We start from the raw sequence: 24,376 nt of genomic DNA, 5'->3' as shown, positions 1-24,376 counted from the left end.
CGTCAGACCACGGCCAAATCTTTCTCTTTTTCCCGGGTCCGACTCATCGCTTCTCGCACCCAGCGCTGGCCTTCATGAGCCTGTTTCCGCAGCGCCAACCGCTCTTGGGACTTGGGCCCGGCGTTGTGTTTCACGATGTGGTAGAACTTCTCCCAATCGGGCTGGGTGTAGCTCCAGACCTTTTTCTCTTCGTCATAGCGAAGGGCCGGATCTGGAATCTCCAGTCCAAGTGCCCGAATCCGCGGTACATACCTGGTCAAAAACTTCTGCCGCAACTGTTCGTTGGTCTTCGTGCGGATGCGATAATCCATCATCTTCTGAGCCGCCGAAGACATCAGCGGAGGCCCAAAGAAAAACATGAGAGATTCCCACCAGCGGTTGAGGGCATCCTGCAGCATCTCTTTCTGGGCCGGAGTTCCGTTCGCCAAAGCCAGGCAAATCGATTCCCCGTGCTGCATGTGAAAACTCTCTTCCGCCGCAATGCGCTTCAGAACCCGGGCATACGGCCCGTAAGACGACCCCAGCAAAGAAACCTGGGTGATAATCGCCGATCCGTCCACCAGCCATCCGATCAGCCCAGCATCCGCCCAGGTTCGGGCCTCCATATGGAAGACATTATGAAACTTGACCTTGTTGACAAACAGATCCTCGATCATGTCATCCCGGACTTTCCCCCAGGGAGCTGCGATATCCTCCGCCACCCTCAGCAGTAATTGCCCATGGCCGACTTCATCCTGAACCTTGGCCATAATTGCCAACTTGCGCCGCAAGGTCGGGGCCTTAGGGACCCACTCCTTCTCCGGGTATGCCCCCATCACCTCGCTGATCCCGTGCATGTGGATCTGCTTGAGCACCAAGTGCCGGTACTCATCCGGCATCCAGTCCGTGGCTTCAATCCGCTCGCCGCGGTTGATGCGTTCCATAAATTGCTGCATCTTCGCTTCTTCGCTCACCGTCGCCGCCTCCTTCATCCCCGCACTATTTAAGCAAGCGCTTGCTTGTTTTCAATATAGCGCATCTTCTTGGCCGTGTCAATACCGCAAACGGCCTGAGAAATAAGGCGATCACCGGCCCATTTAAGCGAGCCGGGCAACCGCCCCGGCCTCAAATGGATCGGACAAATTCCCGTAAATTCTCGTTAAATCGTCCGGGATCTTCCCAGAAGGGACTGTGTCCGGCGCGGGGATAGATCCGGAGCCGGGCCTTGGGGATCATGCCCGCGTGCCGCTCCGCCGCCGCCGGGAGCACGACCTGGTCTTCACTTCCGTGCACGATCAACACCGGTTTTTGAAGGGTTGGCAAAAGATCATCATTGGACAGCTTCCTCTTCATCATTCCCTCCCGGACATGAGGCGGAACCACCCCGTTAAAGCCGAGAAAAAGATAGAATTCTTCTTCGGACAGTAACCCGTTCATGGTGAGATGGATCAATTGCTCCATGGCGGACTGTCTTTCGGTTACCACGTTTGAAAAGGAAGGCCGAACCAGGGCCACAAACTCATCTCCCAAATCCGCAAAAGACTCTTTAACCCCAGTCCGGGTCACGGCGCCGACGAAAACCAGGCCACCGATCGCCTCCTGGCCGTAATGCCGCACATAATCGCAGAGCACAAGTCCGCTGTACGACCATCCTACAAGAACCGGCTGGGCCAGCTCCAAAGCCCGGAGAATCCCAGCCACATCCTCCGCCCAAAGCCGAGAATCGCCGTATACCCCCTGAGGCTTGTCGGATCTCCCGTGGCCCCGGAGATCCACCGCGATCAGACGGAATTCTTCCGCCAGATCGGAATGGGTCTGTTTCAGCCAGACCAAGTGATTCTGGGAATAACCGTGGAAAAACACGATGGGTCGACCCGAGGGATTTCCGCTTTCCTCCACGTAGAGCCAAAGTCCGCCCCCGCCCTCCACCCGTCGTTTCGTCACACGCCTGTGCACCCTCATGACAAGTCCCCCTTTGCCTTCACTTTACCTTTGGTTCAAGAGGGCGACAAGGCCCGGCGGTCTTGGATATACAAAACAAAGCCACCCGGGGTCGCGGCGGCGACCTCCGGATGGCCTGTCGCGGCATCAGCCTGACGCGGCCAAATCACTTACCGAGCCAAGAATTGCTCCAAAATCCGCTGAGGGACCATCATCCGGCCATCTCGTAGTTCCGGGGGATGGGGCAGGTCCACTTGTCGGCCGTCCATCCAAGCGGCCATCTCCCCGACCCGAAACTGCAGACGGTGGCCGCGGTACTCGAGGGTCACTTCCCGGGTGATCTCATTCCACCGGATGTCCGCCCCCGCCGCTTCAGCGGCCCGGCGCAACTCTACGAGGACATTCCCCAGCCCCGGAAGTCCGCGGTCTTGCGCCCCTATCGTCGGCAGGCCGGCGATGTACCCCACCATCCCCGCTTTTTTGTTGTCAAAATCCCGCGTAATGTAATTTTCCACTTCGCTCTTCAAGGGTTCCGGCAGGATCATTTCATCTCCGGGGTGTTGGAAATTACTCATGACGTAGCTAAATCCATTCAGGTTGTCCACCGCTTGAAGCCCGGTCGCTTCCGCTCCGGCGGGCACCGACAGGATCCTCGAAAGCCGCCCTGAGTCGATCTGGTACGCCCAGACGTAATTGTTGGCGTGCATTCCGCTGTCTTCACCGATAAAGAGGGTCCGCAGGGCTTCGGAGTACGACAGATTGTCGGGGTTGGCCACCCAGTTATCGTCGGCGGTGCCTCCCTTGGCATCCGGAGCCGGGAGGTCCCGGCCCACCACCAGCCCTTTCATCGATGTCGGGACATAGGCACTTCGAATGGGCGCCCCATCGGCATCTTTCTGCCCTGCGGCAAAGGGCAGTTCATAGACGGCGCCAGACTTGATTTTATTGACGTGAATATCGTCCACCGGGTCTTTGCTGCTGCTTTCCATGGACTTCTCCACCGACGACATGGCCACGTACAGCTTGCCGTCCGCCGCGTTGACGGTTACGCCCTCCATCTTGTTAAACTCCGATGTCGCTCCGAGCAGCGCTCCGTACCGGCGAGGCTCCAAGAACGCCGCCGCCTGCTCCATCCCGGGCTTCACTTTGAGATATTCGATTTTCCCGGAAGGATAGGTCTTCACCGCCTGAAAGCCCTCAGCCGGCCCGTCCGAGCTCTCGAACATGTCGCTGAAGGCAATGCCCCGGTCGATGTACCCTTTGATCTCGCTGTCCGTGGCATGGCCGAGGCGGATCCACTTCAGGTCTGCAGCCCCGCCGTTATCCGAAGCCTTCTGGATCCATTTGGCGGCATAAAGGGTTCCCGAGGACAAATCCCTGGGGCGGTCCGCAACGTACATGAACAACATCGTATAAGCGCCGTCATCCCCGAACAGCACCGTCTTCATGTCCGGAGCCACCTTGGCCAGCTCGTGAGAGAATCGGCCGAGACTGTAATGCTTCACCACCGTGGTGGACTGGTCCGGGCGCACGATCACCTCGGGCACGTAGCCGTAGGCATAAGGATTCCCCTTCTTGTCCGGATCCTGATAATAGGCCCGGACGAAAGGACCGACAAAAGTCTCTGTCGGGTCCGCCTCAAAAGCCCGGGCGTCCGGGTCGTATTCTTCACTGCCCAGATGGGTGTTCCAGGGGGTCAGGGATCCGTTACAGGGGATCCACAGTCCGCCCACCCCGGAAAAATCGATTTTGTCCAACTTCACCGGCGTCAACTCCCCGGTTTCCCGGTTCTGATCGATCACCGTGTGGCTCATACTGGCGGGCACCAACCCATAGGCCGAGTTCCCGGCCTGATCGCTGGTCACATACTCGTAGTGAGTCACGAGGGACAAAGGGTTCCCGCCAAGGCCGGTGGGGGGAGCTCCGGGCACCTGGAAGAGACTGTTGGCGTCCGGGGCATCTGACACGTAAGGCACCGGCTTGTCGGGGTTGCTGGTATCCATGATGGGTTTTCCGTTGGCATCCACTGCGATCCCCGCCACCGTGCCTCCCACGGCGTCGGTGCTTTTAAAGAGGGGCTTGTACGTGAGAGGGAAAATCTTTACAGAGCGGTCGGCATAGGTCACTTTGACTTTCGCCGTGGTATAAACTCTGGCCATATCCTCCGCAGTTTTTGGGGCTTCCATCCCTTCAAACTCCACCGACCGGATCGCCGCCTCCCCCGAGGCCGCATCGGCTATGGGAATGAGTGGAAATACCAGGGCAAGACCCAGCAAAGGCCCCATCCATTTGACCGGTTTCTGCTTCTTTCCTCGCATCCACAACACCGCCCATCGAAAAAGTTTGTCCTGGCTGTATTGTAGATGCGAGTGGCACGTTTCGCTTAAAGATCGTGTATCAACCGGGTGATTCTTTTCTAAAAGACGATTCGCGACCCGAATGTTTCGCCTTCACCGGAAAAGTTCACCCGACAAGGCACACCAAGCTCCCTCCCGGCGGATCTCTCGAACCGCCAGGCCCGCAGCCTCCATCGCCCGGGCCACCCGATCCTCTTGTTCCACAAGAATCCCGGAGGCGAGAAACCGCCCCTCGGCTGTCAAGCACCTCGGGACATCGGGCAGCAATCGCTCGACAAGGTCAGCCAAAAGGTTCGCTACGATCAGGTCCCCGCGCTCCTCAATGCCGTCCAGCAGGTCTCCCCGCCGCACTTCTACCCGATCCGCCACGCCGGCCACCTCTACATTGTGCCGGGCCGCGTCCACCGCCAGGGAGTCCAGATCCACAGCCAGAACCCGCCCGGCACCGAGAGCCGCCGCCGAGACCGAGAGAATACCAGACCCGCACCCCACGTCCAACACCCGACACCCCGGGGTGACTTCGTCCAAGAGCCATCCCAGGCACAGACGGGTTGTTTCGTGGGTGCCGGTGCCAAAGGCCACGCCGGGATCGATTCGGACCACCACTTCTCCAAGCTCCGGCATATAGGTCTCCCATGCCGGACAGACGGTGAGGACACCCTCCCGGCCCCTGACCGTCACCGGGTGATAATACTGTTTCCACGCATCGGCCCAGTCCGCCTCCCGTACGGTGCGGACGGCGATGTCGCCCTTGCCGGAATCGAGACCCCATGTGGGGAGCAAGTCCAACCAATTTTTGAGGAGAGCGGAGATATGCCGCCATTGATCCGGTCCCCCGGGCCAATACCCCGTGACCACCGCCTCACCGGGCCCCACCGCCGAGTCGGCGACCTCCGCCCACCTGAGAGCCCCGGGACTCTCCGAGGCTGCATCCTTGTTGCCCATCCCTGGTCTTCCCGCCGTTTGTTCTGGCTCGTAGATCTCGCCGAATTTAGGCACAAAATCAGGGCCCAAGGGGTCGGCCTCCTCAACGGCCACCCCCTGCGCCCCGAGATCCCGCATCTTCGCCGTCACCGCCTCGACGGCCTCTTTCGTCGTGCGCAACTCCACCACGGTCCACAGATCATTCACCGCTTCCATCCCCGCTTCCGCAACCTACCATTTTTTGTTTACTCGGGTGTTAACCCACCCTGGCCGCTCGATCCGAAGCGGATAGATCCGTAGGCCATCACGGCCTTCAGCCGTTCCGCCCATCCCGGCCAAAGGCGCTTTTCATGCGCTCGAAAAAGGTCTGGTTTTGTTCGTGGATGTCCTCCCCCAACTCCTCGCCCAACTCCCGCAACAAACGCCGGGCTCGGTCGGAAAGGCGGGTCGGCGTGACCACGAACACCTGGACGTGTTCATCGCCCCGTCCCCCACCTCGCAGCCGGGGAATGCCCTGACCTTTGAGGCGAAACGCAGTGCCCGTCTGGGTGCCCGGAGGTATCCTCAACTGTGCACGACCCTCCAGAGTCGGCACCTCGATATCGTCCCCGAGAGCCGCCTGGACAAAAGTAATGGGGACCTGGCAATGCACGTCGAACCCGTCCCGCTGAAACACCGGATCCGGGCGGACGTGGATCACGATAAACAAATCGCCGGGCGGGCCGCCCCGGGTGCCCGGCTCCCCGTGGCCCGCCATCCGAATGCGGTTGCCCGTATCCACGCCGGCGGGGACTTTGACGCTCACTGTGCGCACCACCCGTATCTGACCGCGGCCTTGGCATTTTGGGCAAGGATCCGGGATAATCCGCCCTTCCCCTTTACAGCGGGAACACGGCCTTCGGGTAACCATCCGGCCCAAGGGGGTATTGACGACATTTTCCTGTTGACCCGTCCCTCCGCACACCGGGCAACGTTCCACCCGGGTCCCGGGCCGGGCACCGCTGCCTCCGCAGCGGTCGCAGGCCTCCGTCCTTGGCACGCGAATTTCCTTCTCCACCCCGAAGGCCGCTTCCCGGAATTCGAGGGAGAGGTCGTATTCCAAATCCGTCCCTCGCTGCGGACCGGCCCGCTGCCGGCCCCCGCCGAAGAACATGTCAAAGATATCCCCGAATCCGCCAAAATCCCCAAAATCAAACCCGGTTCCCCCCGGGCCTCCCGGACCGCCTTCAAAGCCTGCCCCCTGCCCGACCCCCGCGTGGCCAAACTGGTCGTATCGGCTTCTTTTTTCCGGGTCGGATAGAACCTCGTAAGCTTCGTTGATCTCCTTGAATTTATCGGCCGCCTGGGGATCCTCTTTGTTCACATCGGGGTGATAACGGCGCGCCAGTTTCCGATAGGCCTTTTTAATCTCCTCGGCGGATGCCCCCCGCTCAACGCCGAGCACCTCATAATAATCGCGCTTGCTCACCGGAACACCCCCTCCCCGGAGCTTCTCAGCGGCCTACTCCTTTAGAAGCCATCTTCTCCCTCTCATCGCTTCCCGGGCGGTTATCGCTCACTTTTTGTCGTCGTCCACCACAGTGTAATCGGCGTCCACCACTTTTTCCTCTTTCCCGCCGCCCGCGGCCCCGCCGGTCGCAGAACCCGTTTGGGCGGTATTCGCCGATGTCTGTTGGTACAGTTTCACCGACAATTGCTGGACGACCTGTTGCAATTCGTCCATGGCTTTCTTGATTGCTTCTATATCGTTTCCGGCCAGAGCGTCCTTCACCTTTTGCTTCGCCGCCTCGGCCCGTTCCACGTCAGATTTGTCCACTTTGTCCCCGATATCTTTAAGGGTTTTATCCGTGCTATAAACCAGGGAATCCGCCTGGTTGCGGATCTCGATTTCTTCCCGGCGCTTGCGGTCTTCTTCGGCGTGGGCCTGGGCTTCCTTCACCATCCGCTCCACTTCCTCTTTGGACAGCCCGCTGGACGCCGTGATCGTGATCTTTTGGCTTTTTCCCGTCCCCAGATCTTTGGCGGAGACATTCACGATCCCATTCGCATCGATGTCGAAGGTCACCTCGATCTGGGGCACCCCCCGGGGCGCGGGAGGAATATCGGACAATGTAAAGCGACCCAACGTCTTGTTGTCCCGGGCCATCTCTCGCTCGCCTTGGAGCACGTGGATCTCCACCGACGTCTGGTTATCCGCCGCAGTGGTGAACACCTGGCTCTTCGAGGTGGGGATCGTCGTGTTGCGCTCGATCAGCTTCGTGAACACCCCACCCAACGTTTCAATCCCCAGGGACAGAGGGGTGACATCCAACAACACGATGTCCTTGACCTCGCCGGTCAACACTCCGGCCTGGATGGCCGCCCCAACCGCCACCACTTCGTCCGGGTTTACGCCCTTGGACGGCTCTTTGCCGATAAATTTCCGAATCGCTTCCTGTACCGCCGGAATGCGGGTGGATCCACCCACCAGGATGACTTTGTCAATTTGCGAAGGGTTCAGGCCCGCATCGGCCAAGGCCTGGCGGGTGGGCCCCAGGGTCATCTCCACGAGGTCAGCCGTCAACTCTTCGAATTTGGCCCGGGTGAGGTTGACCTCCAAATGTTTCGGCCCCGTGGCATCCGCCGAGATAAAAGGCAGGGAGATCGTCGTGGTCAAGGCGCTGGATAGCTCTTTTTTCGCCTTTTCCGCCGCGTCTTTCAGCCGCTGAAGAGCCATCCGGTCTTGACCCAGATCAATCCCCGTCTCTTTTTTGAACTGATCGATCAGATAATCGATGATTCTCTGATCGAAGTCGTCTCCCCCCAAACGGTTGTTCCCACTGGTGGCCTTGACCTCAAACACGCCGTCCCCCAGTTCGAGGATCGACACGTCGAAAGTGCCGCCACCCAGGTCGAACACGAGGATGGTCTGATCTTCTTCTTTGTCCAAGCCGTAGGCCAGGGAGGCCGCCGTCGGCTCGTTGACGATCCGCAACACATCCAGGCCGGCGATTTTGCCGGCATCCACCGTGGCCTGGCGCTGGCTGTCATTAAAATACGCCGGCACGGTGATCACCGCTTGGGTGACGGTCTCTCCGAGATACGCCTCGGCATCCGCTTTCAATTTCTGCAGGATCATCGCCGAGATCTGCTGGGGTGTGTAAGATTTGTCATCGATCGTCACCCGGTAATCGGACCCCATATGACGTTTGATGGAAATGATGGTCCGATCCGGGTTGGTGATGGCTTGACGTTTGGCGACGTCCCCCACCAACCGTTCTCCAGTTTTCGTAAACGCCACCACCGACGGCGTGGTGCGGCCCCCTTCGGCATTGGGGATGACCACGGGCTCACCGCCCTCCATGACCGCCACGCACGAGTTGGTGGTACCCAGGTCAATGCCGATGACTTTTCCCATCTCTAGTTCCCTCCTGTGTCTCCGCTGACTTTCACCATCGCAGGCCGCAACACGCGATCTTTATACCGATATCCCTTGCGAAATTCCTCTATAATCGTGCCCGGCGGCTGCCCGGAATCGGGCACCTGGGCGACGGCCTCATGGACATTCGGGTCAAAAGGCATGCCGACAGTCTCAATGATCCGGACGCCTTCCCCTTCCAGGATCTCGCGAAATTGGCGCACCACCATCTCGACCCCCTGAAGAAGCGACTGCACATCTGTGGACTGCTGGCCGGACTGGAGAGCCAGCTCCAGATGGTCCAGCACCGGCAACAGCCGCTCGATGACGCCCATCGTCGCCGAGTCCGCCCACTCTTCCCGCTCTTGCCGGGTCCGGCGCCGGAAGTTCTCAAAATCCGCCTGCATCCTCAGCGCCCGTCCCCGCCAGGACTCAACCTCCTCCCGGAGTCGCTCCATCTCCGCAGCCACATCGGCCCCGCCCCCCTCCCCGGTCTCGGGACCCTGGCCCGTTTCCCCTTCGTCATGCCGCTGACCCATCTCTTCGCCGGCGCTGGTTTCGCTGCGCTCTTCCTGCCCGGCTTCCCGGCGGTTTTCTGATCCCTGGGGCTGCGCCTCTCGTCCCGGGCCTGTCCCCGCCTCGGGACGGTTTGCGCCCCCGCTGGACTCCCGGCCGGAATCCGCCTCCCTTCGCCGCTGATCTTCCACTCGCATCCACACTCCTTTAGATTTCCAAAAATACGGGCGGGCAGAGTTCAACCTCCGCCACACCCGGTGGTTCTTTCCCCATCATCAAGCGCCTTCCCGATTGAAGAGATCGCTCAACACATGGGATAACACATTCAATACACCGATCACCCGTCTGTACGCCATTCGCGTGGGCCCCACGACGCCGATCACTCCGATCCGTCCGCCGTAAGATCGGTACGTGGCCGTTGCCACGGTGCACGCGTGAACCGCGGACAGTTCGTTCTCGTACCCGATGCGAACCTGTACACCTTGTTTCTGCGGCACACCCACCAATCGGGCCACACCGTGGGCGTCTTCCAACATGACCAACAGGGGTTTTAACTTCTCCAGATCCCGAAACTCCGGCTGTTCCAGGATCTTGGACGTGCCCCCCACATACACTTTCTCCTCGGACGAAGCCGTCAGTTCATCGACCAGCGCCAACCCGCGTTCAAACCGATCCAAGTGCCGGCGCAATTCCAGGCCGATCTCCTGTTCCAGTTTTTCCTTCAACTCACTGATGGACACCCCGATTAAACGGCGGTTGAGCACCTCCACCAATCGCTCGATGTCCGCCAGGTCTGCCGGATCCGGAAGAATCACCGTTTTCTTCTCCACGTGACCCGTGTCCGTCACAAGGATGGCCACCGCCGCCCACTCTCCCAAGGGCACCACCTGAATATGGCGCAACTTGGCATCCTCGCCCATGGGGCCCAGCACAAAAGCCGTGTAGTTGGTCAACGTGGACAGAATTCCCGCCGTCTGTCTGACCACATGCTCCATGGCTTCCAACCGTTCCTGAAACAGTCGCCGAATCACGGCAACTTCCCGGTCGTTGAGCATAGGCGGTTGCATCAGATGGTCGACATAAAAGCGATATCCTTTATGAGAAGGGACCCGTCCCGCTGAGGTGTGCGGTTGCTCCAGGTATCCCATCTCCTCCAGATCACTCATTTCATTCCGAATGGTGGCCGGGCTTAAATGTGTCTCCATCCGTTTCGATATCGTACGAGAACCGACGGGTTCGGCAGAACGGATATAATCGTCGACAATCAACCGCAGGATCAGTTGTTGCCGTTCAGTGAGCACCTCTGACACCCCCGCCTGTTAGCACTCCTGCACCATGAGTGCTAAACCTCCATACGATGAAAATACCAGAGATGGTCAGACTTTGTCAATGGATAGGGCCAGAAAGGATTGGAGCACTTCATTGCTGATCCAAAGCGCCTCCCGGGCCAACCGAACCCGAGAGCCTTCCTGAACGAGGAGCCCAGAGCGCAAATACCGCTCCACCGGCTCGGAAAAAACGTCGAACAGCGACCGGCCGTGGCGCTGGGCGAAGCGATCATCCCCCACCCCTTCCAACAGCCGCAGCCCCAGAATCATGGTGTCCTCCATTTCTTCTTCGTCGGAGACCTCATGGCGCTCCTCGACCGTCGAGCTCCCCTCCCAGGCGAGCTCCATGTAAACGGGTACGTTCCGGACGACGACGTACCGCACCCCGTCGACATACCCGTGGGCTCCCGGACCGACGGCCAGGTACGGCTCATTGTTCCAGTACACCAAGTTGTGGCGGCAGCGCGCTCCCGGCCGGGCAAAATTGCTGATCTCGTACTGCTCATACCCGGTTTTATCCATGAATTCCATCAATGCGGTATACATCTTCGCCTCGAGATCTTCGGAAGGCAGGTCGAGAACCCCTTGGTCGTACCACCGGCTGTAAGGCGTCCCTTCTTCTACTTTTAAGCCATAAGCGGACAGGTGATCCGGGCCGAGCTCCACCGCCGCCGCCAAGCTCTGGCGCCAATCTTCCATAGTCTGACCCGGAATGCCGAACATCAAATCGAGGTTGAGGGAAAATCCCCCAACCGAGCGGGCGAGCTCCACGCTGTGAACAATCGCCTCCGGCCCGTGAGACCGGCCCAGCTTCCGGAGCAATTCCCGGTTGAAGCTTTGCGCCCCAATGCTCAGCCGATTGACCCCGAGCTCCCGGAGAACTTGCAATTTTTCACAATCCACCGTTCCCGGGTTGGCCTCCAGGCTAATCTCGGCATCCGAGGCGAGGTGAAACGAACCCCGCAGCGCTTCAAAAATCTGTTGCCACTGGCGGCAAGACAGGAGACTCGGCGTTCCCCCGCCGGCGTACACTGTCTCGAGGACCGTATCCGGATAGAGGCGGCCAAGGGCGCGGATTTCCCGAACCAACGCCTGAACGAACCGTTCCCACACTTCCGGCTTGGCGACATAGGTATTAAAATCACAGTAATAACATTTGCGCGCACAGAATGGAACGTGCAGGTACAAGGCCTTCACCGGCAGCCGGTTCACGTTCTCACCGCCTCCCACCGAGATTGGAACGGCGCTCGACCGGATGGGCCGCGCGCCGTCATTCCATTTTGAGCACTGCCATGAAGGCCTCTTGGGGAATCTCCACGTTTCCCACTTGCTTCATCCGCTTTTTACCTTCCCGTTGTTTCTCCAGCAGCTTGCGCTTGCGGGTAATGTCGCCTCCGTAACATTTGGCCAACACGTTCTTGCGCATGGCCCGGATGGTTTCCCGGGCGATCACCCGATTGCCGATGGAAGCCTGGATCGGCACCTCGAACAATTGCCGGGGGATCAACTCTTTCAATCGCTCGCACAGCGCCCTGCCCCGTTGGTAAGCCCGGTCCCGGTGGACGATGGACGACAGCGCGTCCACCGGTTCTCCGTTGATCAAAATATCCATGCGCACCAGGTCAGAGGGGCGATAACCGGCCAGTTCATAGTCAAAGGACGCATAGCCTTTGGTGCTCGATTTGAGACGATCAAAAAAATCGTAGACGATTTCCGTCAGCGGAAGATTGTACACCAAGGTCGCACGATTCTCGTCCAAATATTGCATGTCCTGGAATTCTCCGCGTTTTTCCTGGCACAGCTCCATCACCGTCCCGACAAAATCTTTGGGGACGATAATCGAAGCTTTCACATAGGGCTCCTCAATGCGCTCGATCCGAGACGCATCCGGCATCCGGCTGGGATTATCCACGGGGATCATCTCCCCGGCGGTGGTGTACACATGGTAGATCACGCTGGGCGCCGTGGTGATGAGTTGGAGCCCGTATTCCCGCTCCAGCCGCTCCTGGACGATTTCCATGTGAAGCAAACCGAGAAACCCGCACCGGAACCCGAAGCCCAAAGCCCCGGAGGTTTCGGGTTCATAGCTGAGGGAGGCATCGTTCAGCTCCAGCTTCTCCAGGGCCTCCCGCAGATCTTGGTAATCATTCGAGTCCACCGGGTACAGTCCGCAGAACACCATGGGGTGGATTTTGCGATATCCCGGCAAGGGCTCCTGGGCCGGCCGCAGGGCGTCGGTGACCGTATCCCCCACGCGGGCGTCCCGCACGTTTTTGATGGCCGCGGCGACGAAACCCACGTCCCCCACGGACAATTCCGGGACCGATGTCATCTTCGGCCGGAAAGTTCCCACCTCGACCACTTCGAATTCCGCCCCGGTAGCCATCATCCGGATCTTCATCCCGGGGCGCAGCGTTCCGTTCACCACCCGGACGTAAATGATAACCCCTTTATAGGCGTCATAGTGGGAGTCAAAAATCAGCGCCTGCAAAGGCGCATCGGGATCTCCTGCGGGAGCTGGGACGGAGTGGACGATGGCTTCGAGGATCTCCCGAATGCCGATCCCTTCCTTGGCCGAGGCGAGAATCGCGCCTTCGGCATCCAGGCCGATAACCTCTTCGATCTCCCGTTTGACCCGATCCGGCTCGGCGCTGGGCAGATCGATCTTGTTGATCACCGGGATGATCTCCAGATCGTTTTCCAGGGCCAGATACACATTGGCCAGGGTCTGGGCTTCGATGCCTTGGGCGGCGTCCACCACCAAAAGGGCCCCTTCGCAAGCCGCCAGGCTTCGGGACACTTCATAGCTGAAATCCACGTGGCCCGGAGTGTCAATGAGATGCAGAATATACGTCTCTCCGTCAGATGCGCGGTATTCCAAACGGACCGCCTGAAGTTTGATGGTGATCCCCCGCTCCCGTTCCAGATCCATCTGATCGAGGACCTGATCGTGCATCTCCCGGGCAGTTAGGGCACCGGTATACTCCAGGATCCGGTCCGCCAACGTCGATTTGCCGTGGTCGATATGGGCGATAATGCAAAAGTTGCGAATTCTTTTCTGTCTGTCCCGGGGATCCAAGTGCCCCCTCCTCCTGTCCGCCAGCATCATCCCGAATTATACGCTGTGCCGACGGAGCGGGCAAGGGACCTCCTCAGGGCGGCATCAGCGATCAGCGAACATCTTGAGCAACAAGTTGCGCGTTTGACCTTTCATCCAACTGCCCGCCGCCACACCCACTTGTTCCACCGCCACCGACACATCACTGGCCGCGGTCTCAATGCGCTGGTTGAGCCGTTCACCCGCGGGTGTCCAAGGGGGGGACGGGGGCGGATCCCCGGCCAGGGCATTCATTCCCCTCTGGGCGATGTCGAAGCCGATGGCGATTACTCCTGCGCACATGAGCAAAAGCGCCGCATAGGTCAGCAAACGACCGATAAACCCTCGCACCGCACATCCCTCCACCCTCCAGTATGGTCAGGGCGCTCAGCGGGCTAAACGCAGATCTCCCCGGTCTTTCAGCAACGCCGCGATGCCGTTTGCGAGACACGTTGCCGTGCGATCCAATTCAGCCTCGGTGTTTTCCGGACCGCCGATTTCGATCAGCAGCATGTTGGGAGAAAGGTCCTGATTGTAAGTGGCGTCGTAGGTGGTGCTGCGCTTGGCCCAGATGTCCCGGACCAGATGAGGATACAGGCGGTCGAGTTCTCCTTTCAGCATCTCGGCAAGTCGCTCGTTGTCCTGGTAATCAGGATTATTGCCGCCGATGATGAGGCGGATTTTCGCATAGGTCTGACCGTTGATTGTCGCAGTGGTCAAATCCCGGGGGTCGGAGTCCCGGTGCATGTCGATGATGAGCTTAAGACCCGGGTATTTTTGCAGCACTTCTTTGACCGTTTTCCTGGAGAAAACGTACATTTTGCTGTAATCCCCCATTGGCCAGTAGTCCACCGTGGTGTGGATCGCGGGAATGCCCAATTTTTTCAGGTCATCCACCAAGGCCGTCCCGATGAGGGTGATGTTTTTCGCCTTGTCATAGGCGTCGTCAAAACTGGTGCGCCCAGGAAGCATGGGCAAAAAGGATTCCCGATTGTGGGTGTGATACACGTAAACCAACGGATCCGACGACGTCGACGAAAGGTTGGGCGCCGTGGAGGAAGAGCCGGAGGTGGGCTGTTCGTGTTGAAAAAGTCCGGGGGAGGGAGCCCCGTCCTCAGGAGGACGCAGGTCAACTGTCCGACCATCGACAGCGATGGGGTAGTCGGTAAAAGCCATGCCGGGTACCGTCCATCCCAGAATGCCAGTTGGGCGGGTCGGATCGACGTCAGTCAGGTGATAAAAAAGAGAGGCGGCCCAGGATGGTTCACCGGCCACCTGGGCGGGGGCAGCGGATCGATCCATCAGCGGCATGCCTTGGCGCACCACCGAGGACCAGGTTTGGGCGTCCACGGCGCCGAGCAGGCCAGAGCCTCCGGTGGATCCCGGAAGAAACCACAATGCGGCAGCCAGAAGAGCCGCGGAAGCCACGACAAGCCACGCGGTGACGGAGAATTTCAACCCCCTTCGGGGCGTGTGAAATGTCACAATTCGGAAAGGCGATTTGCGCATGGCCGATACCCCCCGTCCATCCCTCGGTACAAGCTATGCCCGGATGGACGGGTCTATGCCATGGTCAATGGATTCACAGACGGAGCCAGAAGCGGTCGGGCGCGGTTCCCGCCCTGCCGAAAGGCCCGGTCTTAGTGCGTAAACAGCGCAGCGTCTTCCAGACTAATGGCGGGATGGAAGGCCACGTTTAATCCTGTCGCCACGATGTGGGCGGCATCGTCCACAAAGGCATCGATCTCCTTTGGCGTGACCACCAGGTTGTCTCCCAAAGGATCGAGAATATCCGTGATCCATTCTTGTTTCTCTGCCACGTCGAAGGCGTTCAATGCCGGGCGCAACTGGTCGGAAACCTCCCGACTTAGTCGTTGCAACAGGTAATCCAACGCATCGTGAATAATCGTGGTGGCTTCCACCACCGTGGGGACGCCGATGGCGATGACCGGCACACCGAGGGTTTCCCGGGTCAGGCCCTTCCGTCGATTTCCCACTCCCGATCCGGGGTGGACCCCGGTATCCGCAATTTGAATCGTGGTATTCACCCGTTTGGTCGACCGGGAAGCCAAAGCGTCCACGGCCACCACCAGTTTGGGTTTAACGTGTTCGACAATGCCCCGGACAATCTCCATCGTCTCAATGCCCGTGATGCCGAGCACTCCGGGCGCCACCGCGCTGACGCTTCGGTATCCGTCTCCCATGAGATCGGGGATATGGTGGAAAAGATGGCGGGTGACAAATAGTTTTTCCACCACCAGGGGACCGAGGGAGTCCGCCGTAACATTCCAGTTGCCAAGGCCGACCACCAGGGCGGACTCGGTGTCGGGCAGTTCGATGAACCTCGCCAACTCCTCCGCCATCCGGGCCGACACCCGCTCTTGCAAGTCGGGGTCCCGCTTGCGGAGGCCCGGCACCTCAAGGGTGCTGTACCGTCCCGGTTCTTTGCCGACCCGCCTGGCGGCCTGCTCATCCCGCACGTGCATCCGGGTCACCGTGATTCCTTCCTCGGACCACGTTTCCACATCCACCCCGGGGATGTCGCCGCCGCCGGCCAACTCGTGGGCTTCCACCGCCAGGTCCACCCGGGGGTCCGATGCCCGCTGTTCCCCTTGAGATTTCGGCGCTTGCCCCCGATGGGTCCACTCCACAAACTCACCAAACCGCCTCCAAGTATAGGGGTTCGTTCTATGCACGTCCTTCCCTCCTCGAGGCTAATGGCTGAAGCAGCTGAAGTTGCCCATAGTATGCCCCGGGCGGCGTGTTCGACCCTGCTCAAGCCTGGGGATATGCGCGTTTTCCGGACGCCCACGTCTTGCACCAGGCTGAGTGGCGTGGTAGAATACTTTCTGTCTGTATGTGGGCGGCCTTGAAAACGGCGCCGCAAAGGGCGAGGGAAAGGAGGGCAAATCTTTGCCGAACATTAAATCTGCCATCAAGCGGGTACAGATCACTCGGAAGCGCACGCTTCGTAACGCCTCGTTGAAATCGATGCTGCGGACGGCAATTAAAAAATTCCACGTGACGCTGCAGAGCGGGGATCTCGAGGCTGCGGAACGTCAACTGCGGGAAGCCATCCGGCGCATCGATAAATCCGTGACAAAGGGAATTCTGCACCGGAATGCGGCAGCGAGGAAGAAATCCCGTTTGACGCGAAAGTTCCAGGCAGCGGTGAAGGAACGGCAGACTCAACAAACGGCCTGAACGTAAAAAAGCCTCGACTCGGAGGCTTTTTCTTTTGGGCTCGGGGTTGAGCCAAGACCCTTGGCTCTACCGCCCCGCTACAGGTCCGAGCGGCCCGGCGTCCCCGGAGGGGGACTCTTCCCATTTGCTTCTGGCATGTCCTGGACCGTTTCCACCAGCTGCTGTTGCGCCATTTCGATGAGTTTGCGGACCAGGGGTCCCCCCATGGCTCCCCCGACCTTGCCGGCCTGACGAGTGGTCAACTCCCCGTCATCGCCTTTCCCCAAGGGAATGCCTAACTGGCCCGCCACCTCCTCTTCAAGAGGTTGGTCGCTTCCCTGGTTTGATGCAAGCCCTTCTTCTCCCATCAAATCACGCTTTAACCGATCCAGGGCGGGACGGGCTTCCGGCACGAGGATTCGACGTCTTCGGGGCATTCCACTCTCCTCCTTTCAATCGAATTGGCAGGGTGACAACGAAATCATTCAATGCGGCGCGATCGGTACGGCGCCCCGTTTTGATGTCCGCGTCGGCGTCGGCCAGCCATTGCAGCACATCGCTCAGTTGCCGCAGTGTATAACGGCGCCCTTGCTCCAGAGCTATTTTCAACGCATAAGGTCGAACGCCGAGCTCCGCGGATAGGTCGGTGTTAACATGTCCGGATTTGTATTCATTTAAGGCGTGATACATCAGTCGAAACTGCCTGGCCAGGAGCATCAAGAGCTTAAAGGGATTTTCCTTCTGCTTGAGAAGTCGGTCCAATCCGGTTAAAGCCCGGTCCATGTCCAGACGGACCACATCGTCCACCCATCGGAAAATATCCTGTTCGGGGAAAGGAACGACCAATAGGTCGACATCTTCTCGAGAAATCGTTTGTCCCGGCGCGTACAAGGATAATTTGTCCAATTCTCCAGCGATCAATGCCAAATGGCCGCCCGACATGAGAATCAATCGGTTGACGGCGTCCGCTCCCATGCGAAAACCCCGGCGCTGGACCTCTTTGTTCACCCAGGCGGTCAGCTCTGATTCCTTTGGGGAAGGACACATCCACCAGCGTCCCGTTTCCTTCACTCTGCGGACCCATTTTTTCCGCTCATCCATTTTGTGATCGCCGAGAAGGAGCACGACGACCGCCGTCGGGGAGGGGTCAGCCACATACTCTTCCCAACTTGTGAGATCGTGAGGCACTTTCGACCGACCGGAAAGGGCTTCGCCTCCGGTCGCGATCACGAGACGGCGATCACCAAAAAACGGGGGGGTGCGCGCCTCAAGGGCGACCTGCTGAATCGGCGTTTCGGACAGATCGTACCGGCCCAGATTCAATTCCGGAACCGACAACCCGCAGGCGTTTTCCAATTCCTCGACGACCATGCGGGCCACGTATGTCTCGGGCCCCCCCAAGACGTAGACCGGTGCCAGCGTGCCACCGCGGATCTCTCGAATCCACGAATCCCAATACATACGCCCCACCTCAAACCCAGCATAACACAGGGGAAAGCACAGATCACGCCAAGCGGATCTGTCCGCGTTTGCGAGAGAACGTTTTCCATCCCCCAATGCTCCACAAATACCGCGCTTTATTGGCTTCTTTTAAAAATCTCGCCGTTGCGCCCGCCAACTTCCAATTCCCCACCTTTCCAATGCCTTGGCCGCGGCCCAGAGAAGCAAGTGTCCCTCTCAAATGCGGGTGAAAGGCATTCAACGGCGTCCCCTTGAGGAGATGCCCGATGTTTTGAGCCAAATGGTCGCCCATCTGGGTCGCCAATTGTGCCGTCGGTGGAAGAGGACGCCCATCCGGACCTGGGAAAGCCGCGCAGTCCCCGATCACGAACACATCGGATATGCCCTTCGGATGAAATACGGGATCCACGGGGACCCGCCCCTTTCGGTCCACCGGGAAACCATTTTCCCCGAGCAGGCGATTGCCTCGAACCCCGCCGGTCCAAATAAACAAGGAATAACTCAAGGGGGGATGACCGTCGACGATCACTTGTCCGTCCTTCACTTCTGCCACTTTTGTGCCCGTTCTCACCTGAACGCCTTTTTGCTCCAAGACCTGCTTCGCCCGCCGCTGCAGTTCAACATCGAGCATGGGTAGAATTGTCTCCATGGCTTCAATCAAGATCAGGTGAACATGTTCCGGGCGCACGCCGTACTGACGAGAAAGATGGGGAATCCAATCTGCCAATTCCCCCGTGAGTTCCACTCCGGTTAACCCGCCACCGCCGACGATCACGTTCACGGGATGCTCCGCCGTCGCTTTTTTCACCAACTCCACCATCCGCCGTCGAATATCCAGGGCCGAATCGAACCCCCACAACTGGACACTGTACTTTTGCAGTCCAGGAATCCCAAAAAATTCGGTTTCACTGCCCAGGGCTACCACCAGCACATCATATTCCAACGAGGCCCCGTCCACTTGTACCCTCCGCCCCTTCCAATCGATGGCGGAAACGGTGCCGATGCGAATCTTGCCTACCCGGGGGTCGATCAAATCATGGAGCGCGATCCGGTAATCGTCGGGGTGATCCCGGCCGCCCGCGACTTCGTGCATTAAAGTCGTAAATTGGTGGTACGGTTGATCGTTCACGAGTGTAAAAGGTATGTCCTGGCGTTGCAGCCCACATGCCGTTTTTACACCGCCGTAACCCGCACCGAGAATCAAAATTTGCTTCTCCATCCCCGCGCCACCCCCTTGATTTCGAGCCTAGTATGGTCGGCTCAGCGCCTTTTATGCCGTAGTAATCATAGGAAGGGTGGCCAAGCCATAGAGTTTATCAGAATCCGAAAAGGAGCGTGCCGCCATTGAAAACCCGTCCGAAGCGGTTAACCCGCAGGCTCGCCATTCCCGTGGTCGTCCTGATCCTCCTCATCATCACCTACGCATCGGCGGCCCCCCGGGTCACGGTGCCGGCTCATGCCCCCCTTCAAGACGTTTCGAACGCCGAGGCCGATCCGATTCTCGCTCAACTGAAAGCCATCGGAAACCTGGATGAAGTGTACATGGAGAAAGATGATCAAGGTCGGGTCATCGTCTACACCACGGCTTTCGTCGATGTGGACGATCCGAATCCGATCCAAACGGCAAAAAGTACGGCACAAAAAGTGATCACAGCCATCTACCGGAGCGGGGTCCCTGTTGGCAACGCCACGATACTGATCACCCGGAACACCCGTCCGTTACTGGGAGCCTCCCTGGGTTCTGACACCTTGCGGAAGGCATCGCTAAGTGTACTTTCCCAGGATTCTGTGGATGCTTTTACATCCTTCCTCTCTTCAACGAACCACAACGACCCCCAACATTTGGAGCAAAGTACGTGGTTGGAAATCGATCCGTCGGCGGCACAATAAAAGTGGTTCAGTCTCCGGAACTGGAGGGATCCCCGGTGCGCGCTTTGTGGAAAGGCAGTATCTCTTTTGGTTTGGTCAATATTCCCATCAAGTTGTATGCGGTGGTCGAAGATCGGGACATCCATTTCCGACAATTGCACAACCGGTGCAAAACACCCATTCAGTATAAAAAATGGTGTGTGCACTGTAACGAGACGGTCACCGCGGACCAGATCGTCCGCGGGTACGAGTGGAGGCCGGGTGAGTTTGTGATTCTCACCGACGACGACCTTGCGCACCTGCCCCTTCCGAGCCTGCACACCGTTGAAATCACTCAGTTTGTGCGAGTCGACGAAGTGGACCCCATCTATTTCGAAAGAACGTATTATCTATCGCCCCAGGAATTCGGCGAAAAGCCCTACCAGTTGCTGCACCGAGCCATGCAAGAGACCGGTCTCGCCGCCCTGGCCAAAATCGCCCTGCGCAGCAAAGAACACTTGGCCATCCTTCGCTGTTATAACCATGTGCTCGCCCTGTCGATGCTTCACTTCCCCGATGAACTGCGATCTGCAGCGGAACTTCCAAATTTATCCGGCATTGAAGTGAAAGCGGCTGAGCTCGACATGGCCAAAGAGCTGATCAATCGGCTGGCGAGCCCCTTTCATCCCGAAGCGTTCCACAACGAGTACGGGGAAGCTCTTCGGGAATATATCGCTTCCCGCGTCTCTGCACACGAAGTGGTCCAGGTGCGGCCTCCCGAAAAAAATGTGGTCGACCTCATGGAGGCCCTACAGGCCAGCCTACAAGCCGTTCAGGTTAAAACGCGGCCGGAAGAGCGGCAGATCCAGGGGAAACGCCGGGTTGAACCCGTGGGAAGGCGTTGAAATGGTCCCTCGGATTCCGCGTATGGCCACGTTTCCCCGACCCTCGCTCTGAATGAGAAGACCTGAATCGGCCTTTGTCGACCACCGGCGCTCTAGCCCCGTAAACCCGGGCAAGGGCTCCTCGGGGTGAACATCCACCACAAATCGACCCGGAACAAGAATCTGGGGCGGCCAGCCGCCCACCCATATCGGGTGGTCGCCGATCTCGACGCGCATCGAGTGATTCCTATCCCAGGGTAACACTCGCTCCGGAGCCAGTCGACGTTTGAGAACCTCTAACCCCGATCCGGAACTCCGAGTTCCCCCGGACTCTTCAAAAGTAGCCAGCCACACCCGGTCCAACTTGTACACGCCCAACCGACGGAGATACGGGACAATCACCATCTCGAGATCCCCTCGGTCGTCCCTGCAGATTAATTCCCGAACTCCTTGCGATTCCAGAAAGATTGCCGAACCGCCGTCCAGGGCAAAGACCACCATTTGCTCCGACACCGCCCGGGCGGAAAGGACCACCACAGCACAGAAAACGACCGTACAAAATCGGCCCGTGCGCCGGCCCTTTCCCCAGCGGCTCAATGCCCACAATACCCCGCCCCCGTACAGGGCCCAGATCCATAGCGGAAGTTCACCCAGCCGGAAAAGCCAGCGCCGGTCGCCGTCCATGGCCGTGACACCTCCGATGATACTTTGGGCCAACAGGTCGGCAATCCAGATGAGTCCATCACCGAGTACAGGGACGGGGGCTGTGAGAAGCGATAGAAGACCCACTCCCAGGAGCAGAGCCCCCGCCATGGGAACCCAGAGATTCGCCAACAACGTCCATCCGTTCCAGACATAGAACCTGGAAAACGAAATCGGACAGGTGGCGATCTCTGCAGCGCCGGCCACAGCAAGAAGCTCGAGGACCCGGCGGGGCCTTTGTCCCATAGCGCTGCGCAGGGCGGGCGTCAGAACAAAGATGCCCCACGTGGCCGCGTATGAAAGCTGAAACCCGAGATCAAAGACCCACTCTGGGTGCAAAAGGGATTCCGCGGCTAGAGTGACCCCCCAGGCATGGAGCGGATCCGGACGCCGCCCCAGGACCTCCCCCATCCCCGCATAGGTGACCATGGCCGCCGCCCGCATCGCCGAAGGGCTTCCACCGGTGAGGACGGCATAGCAAAAAGCTGTGCCGACAAGCCAACAAAACCGTACCCGGGCAGATGTGCGCCCTTCCAGCCAGCGCCTGAGAGGCCATAGCACCACGTGCAGGTGCGCGCCGGAGACGGCCACCACGTGGGCCACGCCGGTCAAAGCAAAGGCCTCACTGAGCGCCGGATCCAGATCCCCGGTGTCTCCCAACACCATGGCTTTAAGGAGTGGTTCCGAGGAAGAGTTCACCTTTCCCGACCACACCTGTTCGAAAGCACTGCGAACCTTCCCAGGCACACTGCGCCAAGTCGACCGCACGATAGGGGGTGACTCCAGTTCCGCCCGATAGAACAGTTCCGCCCGTTCCCACGGGTCTGCTACTCCATGAGGAAATGGAGCCCTGGGCGCTGGAGGGGGACTGAGACGGATCCGGGCCTCGATCCAGTCCCCTTCAACCACGGGCACAGGCATCCCCATTCGCACCCGCACCCCATTGCACGATTCGGCAGAACCCCTGCTGGGAAAGAGTCGCACCAATTCCGCCTCCACGACGGGATCGGCACCGGGGATCCGGGGCAAAACTGCAACGACCCGCGCTTCCACATCGACAGGTTCGCCGATCCACCCATCCAACGGTGGAACTTCGGTGCCGGACACCCGGCCTCCTGCGAAACACGCGACCACCGCCAGACCGACGGCCACACTTTCGCGGCGATACACGTAAAAACGCATCCAGTGCCCAACACCCTCAGGCCGGACCCAGGTCCGGCGGCGGAGCCCCTCCATCCGCCATCCCCACATGAGAACCGCGACCAACAAGGCCATCCCGCTCCACTGCCAAGAGGCTGACTGCCCCAGGACTGCCCATGCGGCGGTCCACACACCAAACAGTGGAAACAGCTGGGTTGTCGGAAGCGGAGTCACTGCAAATCAACCTGTGGCCGGATTCGCTCCACCAGTTTCGGCCCAATGCCCGGCACGTCCTCCAGGCGATCGACAGAAGAAAACGGCCCGTGCTCTAAACGATACTGCACAATCGCTTCGGCTTTACTCCTCCCGATGCCGGGAAGGCGATCGATATCCTCCACACTGCCCGAATTGATATGAACCATCCCGCCCGACGCCGGGGCTGTCGGCCCTGACCCCACCGGGGTCCCCGCGGTTTGGCCGGCTGGCCCCGCTTGTCCGCCCCGGAGGCCCTCCCGCGACAAGGAAGAGTTACCCGCCTCGGTGGCCGCAGACGGCTTGACGGGCACCACCACCATGGCGCCGTCCTCCAGTTTGGCCGCGAGATTGATGCCCCTCAGTTCCGCGGATTCCAGAGCTCCCCCCGCCGCATCCAGGGCCTCCTTTACCCGAGAGCCAGGCGGCAATTGGTACACCCCCGGCGTTTGAACCGCCCCCTTCACGTCCACGGCGATCGTTCGGGAGCTCGGGGCACCCGGCCCCCGCCCGGCCAGGAGCTCCGTTTCAACGGCGGCCGAAACCGGCACGGCATCAGAGTGGGACCGACTCCTTTCGCTCCACAGAAACCACACCCCCGCCAGGAGCACCAGCGGAACGATCCACCAACCCTTTTGCACCACCCTTGCCAGGCTTCGGCCCCAAACCCTGCGGATTCCCTCCAACCCTCATCACCTCCGTCAGGTCCAATTCGACAGAGGCCGTCCGGTGCCTTGTTTTGAAATCCTTCATCTTGATTGAAGGCACAAGGTTTGTTTGCAACATCGGGGAGTGCAATAGTAAAATGGAACAGAACCCTTTGGAAAGCGGGGCCTGTCGCATGCTAACACCCAGCATGGAAGACTATTTGGAAACCATCTATGAACTCATGAAGGAAAAAGGCTACGCCCGGGTATCGGATATTGCGACAATCCTCGCCGTGCAGCCTTCGTCCGTCACAAAGATGATTCAGAAATTGGACGAAAAGAATTTTGTGACGTATGAGAAATATCGCGGTCTGGTCCTGACCCCGGAAGGGGAACAGCTCGGTCGGAATATGAAACAGCGCCACCGGATGTTAGAGGACTTCCTGCGCCTGCTCGGGGTGGGGGAGAGCACGATTCGTAAAGATGTGGAAGGCATTGAACACCACATTAGCCCCAGCACCATGCGTTCCTTGCAGAGCCTCGTCCTGTTCTTTCAGGAGTATCCGGAATATCAACGAGCATTCGAACGCTTTCGCCGGTTACAGGCCGGAACGGCCGAAGATCGCTCCACAGAAAATCTAAAAGTGATGGATGAATGACATGAAGCACGTGAAACGGCCGGACCTCGTTTGTCCGGCCGCAGGAAGCGGTAATGGAGCG

At 59.2% G+C, this 24,376-nt stretch carries 22 protein-coding genes; 4 read left to right on the top strand and 18 right to left on the bottom strand.

Annotated elements, in window-relative coordinates; all coding sequences use genetic code 11:
• Nucleotides 1-2: 2 nt before the first annotated feature.
• From paaA to gpr, 13 genes are all read right to left on the bottom strand, one after another.
• Nucleotides 3-971: a 1,2-phenylacetyl-CoA epoxidase subunit PaaA gene (gene paaA, locus BTUS_RS06130; protein WP_041303820.1), complete on the bottom strand. Its 969-nt coding sequence runs from the start codon at nucleotides 969-971 to the stop codon at nucleotides 3-5.
• 133 nt (nucleotides 972-1,104) lie between these two features.
• The gene (locus BTUS_RS06125; RefSeq protein WP_013075248.1) at nucleotides 1,105-1,941 is read right to left on the bottom strand and encodes an alpha/beta fold hydrolase; all 837 of its coding nucleotides are present in this window, start codon (nucleotides 1,939-1,941) and stop codon (nucleotides 1,105-1,107) included.
• A gap of 149 nt (nucleotides 1,942-2,090) precedes the next feature.
• A complete protein-coding gene (locus BTUS_RS06120; RefSeq protein WP_013075247.1) occupies nucleotides 2,091-4,238 on the bottom strand; it encodes an alkaline phosphatase PhoX in 2,148 nt (715 codons plus the stop codon).
• A gap of 132 nt (nucleotides 4,239-4,370) precedes the next feature.
• On the bottom strand, nucleotides 4,371-5,408 hold the full coding sequence (gene prmA / locus BTUS_RS06115; protein ID WP_169307947.1) for a 50S ribosomal protein L11 methyltransferase: 1,038 nt from the start codon (nucleotides 5,406-5,408) through the stop codon (nucleotides 4,371-4,373).
• A 106-nt stretch (nucleotides 5,409-5,514) separates the two neighbouring features.
• Entirely contained in the window at nucleotides 5,515-6,669 is a 1,155-nt protein-coding gene (gene dnaJ, locus BTUS_RS06110) for a molecular chaperone DnaJ (RefSeq protein WP_013075245.1), read from the bottom strand.
• An 87-nt stretch (nucleotides 6,670-6,756) separates the two neighbouring features.
• Nucleotides 6,757-8,598, bottom strand: coding sequence for a molecular chaperone DnaK (dnaK, locus tag BTUS_RS06105; RefSeq protein WP_013075244.1), 1,842 nt, complete (start codon nucleotides 8,596-8,598; stop codon nucleotides 6,757-6,759).
• Nucleotides 8,599-8,600: 2 nt separating this feature from the next.
• Nucleotides 8,601-9,305, bottom strand: coding sequence for a nucleotide exchange factor GrpE (grpE, locus tag BTUS_RS06100; RefSeq protein ID WP_169307946.1), 705 nt, complete (start codon nucleotides 9,303-9,305; stop codon nucleotides 8,601-8,603).
• 84 nt (nucleotides 9,306-9,389) lie between these two features.
• Complete coding sequence (gene hrcA / locus BTUS_RS06095; RefSeq protein WP_013075242.1) at nucleotides 9,390-10,415, bottom strand: heat-inducible transcriptional repressor HrcA; 1,026 nt, start codon at nucleotides 10,413-10,415, stop codon at nucleotides 9,390-9,392.
• A 75-nt stretch (nucleotides 10,416-10,490) separates the two neighbouring features.
• Nucleotides 10,491-11,654, bottom strand: coding sequence for a radical SAM family heme chaperone HemW (gene hemW, locus BTUS_RS06090; RefSeq protein WP_013075241.1), 1,164 nt, complete (start codon nucleotides 11,652-11,654; stop codon nucleotides 10,491-10,493).
• A gap of 58 nt (nucleotides 11,655-11,712) precedes the next feature.
• A complete protein-coding gene (gene lepA / locus BTUS_RS06085) occupies nucleotides 11,713-13,548 on the bottom strand; it encodes a translation elongation factor 4 (RefSeq protein ID WP_041305140.1) in 1,836 nt (611 codons plus the stop codon).
• A 57-nt stretch (nucleotides 13,549-13,605) separates the two neighbouring features.
• Nucleotides 13,606-13,890 (bottom strand): hypothetical protein, encoded by a 285-nt coding sequence (locus BTUS_RS06080; protein ID WP_013075239.1) that lies wholly within the window; start codon nucleotides 13,888-13,890, stop codon nucleotides 13,606-13,608.
• Nucleotides 13,891-13,926: 36 nt separating this feature from the next.
• Nucleotides 13,927-15,048, bottom strand: coding sequence for a stage II sporulation protein P (gene spoIIP, locus BTUS_RS16775; RefSeq protein ID WP_013075238.1), 1,122 nt, complete (start codon nucleotides 15,046-15,048; stop codon nucleotides 13,927-13,929).
• A gap of 131 nt (nucleotides 15,049-15,179) precedes the next feature.
• Nucleotides 15,180-16,235 (bottom strand): GPR endopeptidase, encoded by a 1,056-nt coding sequence (gpr, locus tag BTUS_RS06070; protein WP_013075237.1) that lies wholly within the window; start codon nucleotides 16,233-16,235, stop codon nucleotides 15,180-15,182.
• Between the two features lie 217 nt (nucleotides 16,236-16,452).
• On the opposite strand from gpr, the gene rpsT reads away from it, so the two are divergent.
• Complete coding sequence (rpsT, locus tag BTUS_RS06065) at nucleotides 16,453-16,743, top strand: 30S ribosomal protein S20 (protein WP_013075236.1); 291 nt, start codon at nucleotides 16,453-16,455, stop codon at nucleotides 16,741-16,743.
• 77 nt (nucleotides 16,744-16,820) lie between these two features.
• On the opposite strand, the gene BTUS_RS06060 is transcribed toward rpsT, so the two are convergent.
• The 3 genes from BTUS_RS06060 to BTUS_RS06050 are packed head-to-tail and all read right to left on the bottom strand — an operon-like array spanning nucleotide 16,821 to nucleotide 19,402.
• Nucleotides 16,821-17,159 carry an alpha/beta-type small acid-soluble spore protein gene (locus tag BTUS_RS06060; protein WP_083780061.1) on the bottom strand — a complete coding sequence of 113 codons (339 nt, stop codon included), beginning with the start codon at nucleotides 17,157-17,159 and terminating at the stop codon, nucleotides 16,821-16,823.
• Nucleotides 17,095-18,183, bottom strand: a complete 1,089-nt coding sequence (gene holA, locus BTUS_RS06055; RefSeq protein ID WP_013075234.1) for a DNA polymerase III subunit delta — start codon at nucleotides 18,181-18,183, stop codon at nucleotides 17,095-17,097. The genes BTUS_RS06060 and holA overlap by 65 nt, the downstream gene beginning before the upstream one ends.
• Before the next feature lie 43 nt (nucleotides 18,184-18,226).
• Entirely contained in the window at nucleotides 18,227-19,402 is a 1,176-nt protein-coding gene (locus BTUS_RS06050; RefSeq protein ID WP_013075233.1) for an NAD(P)/FAD-dependent oxidoreductase, read from the bottom strand.
• Between the two features lie 125 nt (nucleotides 19,403-19,527).
• Here BTUS_RS06050 and BTUS_RS18380 point away from each other — a divergent pair, with 125 nt between their 5' ends.
• Nucleotides 19,528-20,073, top strand: coding sequence for a hypothetical protein (locus tag BTUS_RS18380; RefSeq protein WP_013075232.1), 546 nt, complete (start codon nucleotides 19,528-19,530; stop codon nucleotides 20,071-20,073).
• A gap of 35 nt (nucleotides 20,074-20,108) precedes the next feature.
• Complete coding sequence (ku, locus tag BTUS_RS06040) at nucleotides 20,109-20,936, top strand: non-homologous end joining protein Ku (protein WP_013075231.1); 828 nt, start codon at nucleotides 20,109-20,111, stop codon at nucleotides 20,934-20,936.
• Here ku and BTUS_RS06035 read toward each other — a convergent pair.
• Both BTUS_RS06035 and BTUS_RS06030 read right to left on the bottom strand, forming a co-directional pair.
• A complete protein-coding gene (locus BTUS_RS06035; RefSeq protein ID WP_013075230.1) occupies nucleotides 20,853-22,991 on the bottom strand; it encodes a ComEC/Rec2 family competence protein in 2,139 nt (712 codons plus the stop codon). The genes ku and BTUS_RS06035 overlap by 84 nt on opposite strands.
• Nucleotides 22,988-23,695, bottom strand: a complete 708-nt coding sequence (locus BTUS_RS06030) for a ComEA family DNA-binding protein (RefSeq protein ID WP_013075229.1) — start codon at nucleotides 23,693-23,695, stop codon at nucleotides 22,988-22,990. Before BTUS_RS06030 ends, BTUS_RS06035 begins: the two co-directional genes overlap by 4 nt.
• A 155-nt stretch (nucleotides 23,696-23,850) precedes the next feature.
• Here BTUS_RS06030 and mntR point away from each other — a divergent pair, with 155 nt between their 5' ends.
• Entirely contained in the window at nucleotides 23,851-24,315 is a 465-nt protein-coding gene (mntR, locus tag BTUS_RS06025; protein ID WP_013075228.1) for a transcriptional regulator MntR, read from the top strand.
• Nucleotides 24,316-24,376 lie beyond the last annotated feature (61 nt).

The sequence above is a fragment of the Kyrpidia tusciae DSM 2912 genome, from assembly GCF_000092905.1.
GTDB lineage: Bacteria > Bacillota > Bacilli > Kyrpidiales > Kyrpidiaceae > Kyrpidia > Kyrpidia tusciae.
This window is presented reverse-complemented; position numbering and strand designations above follow the sequence as displayed.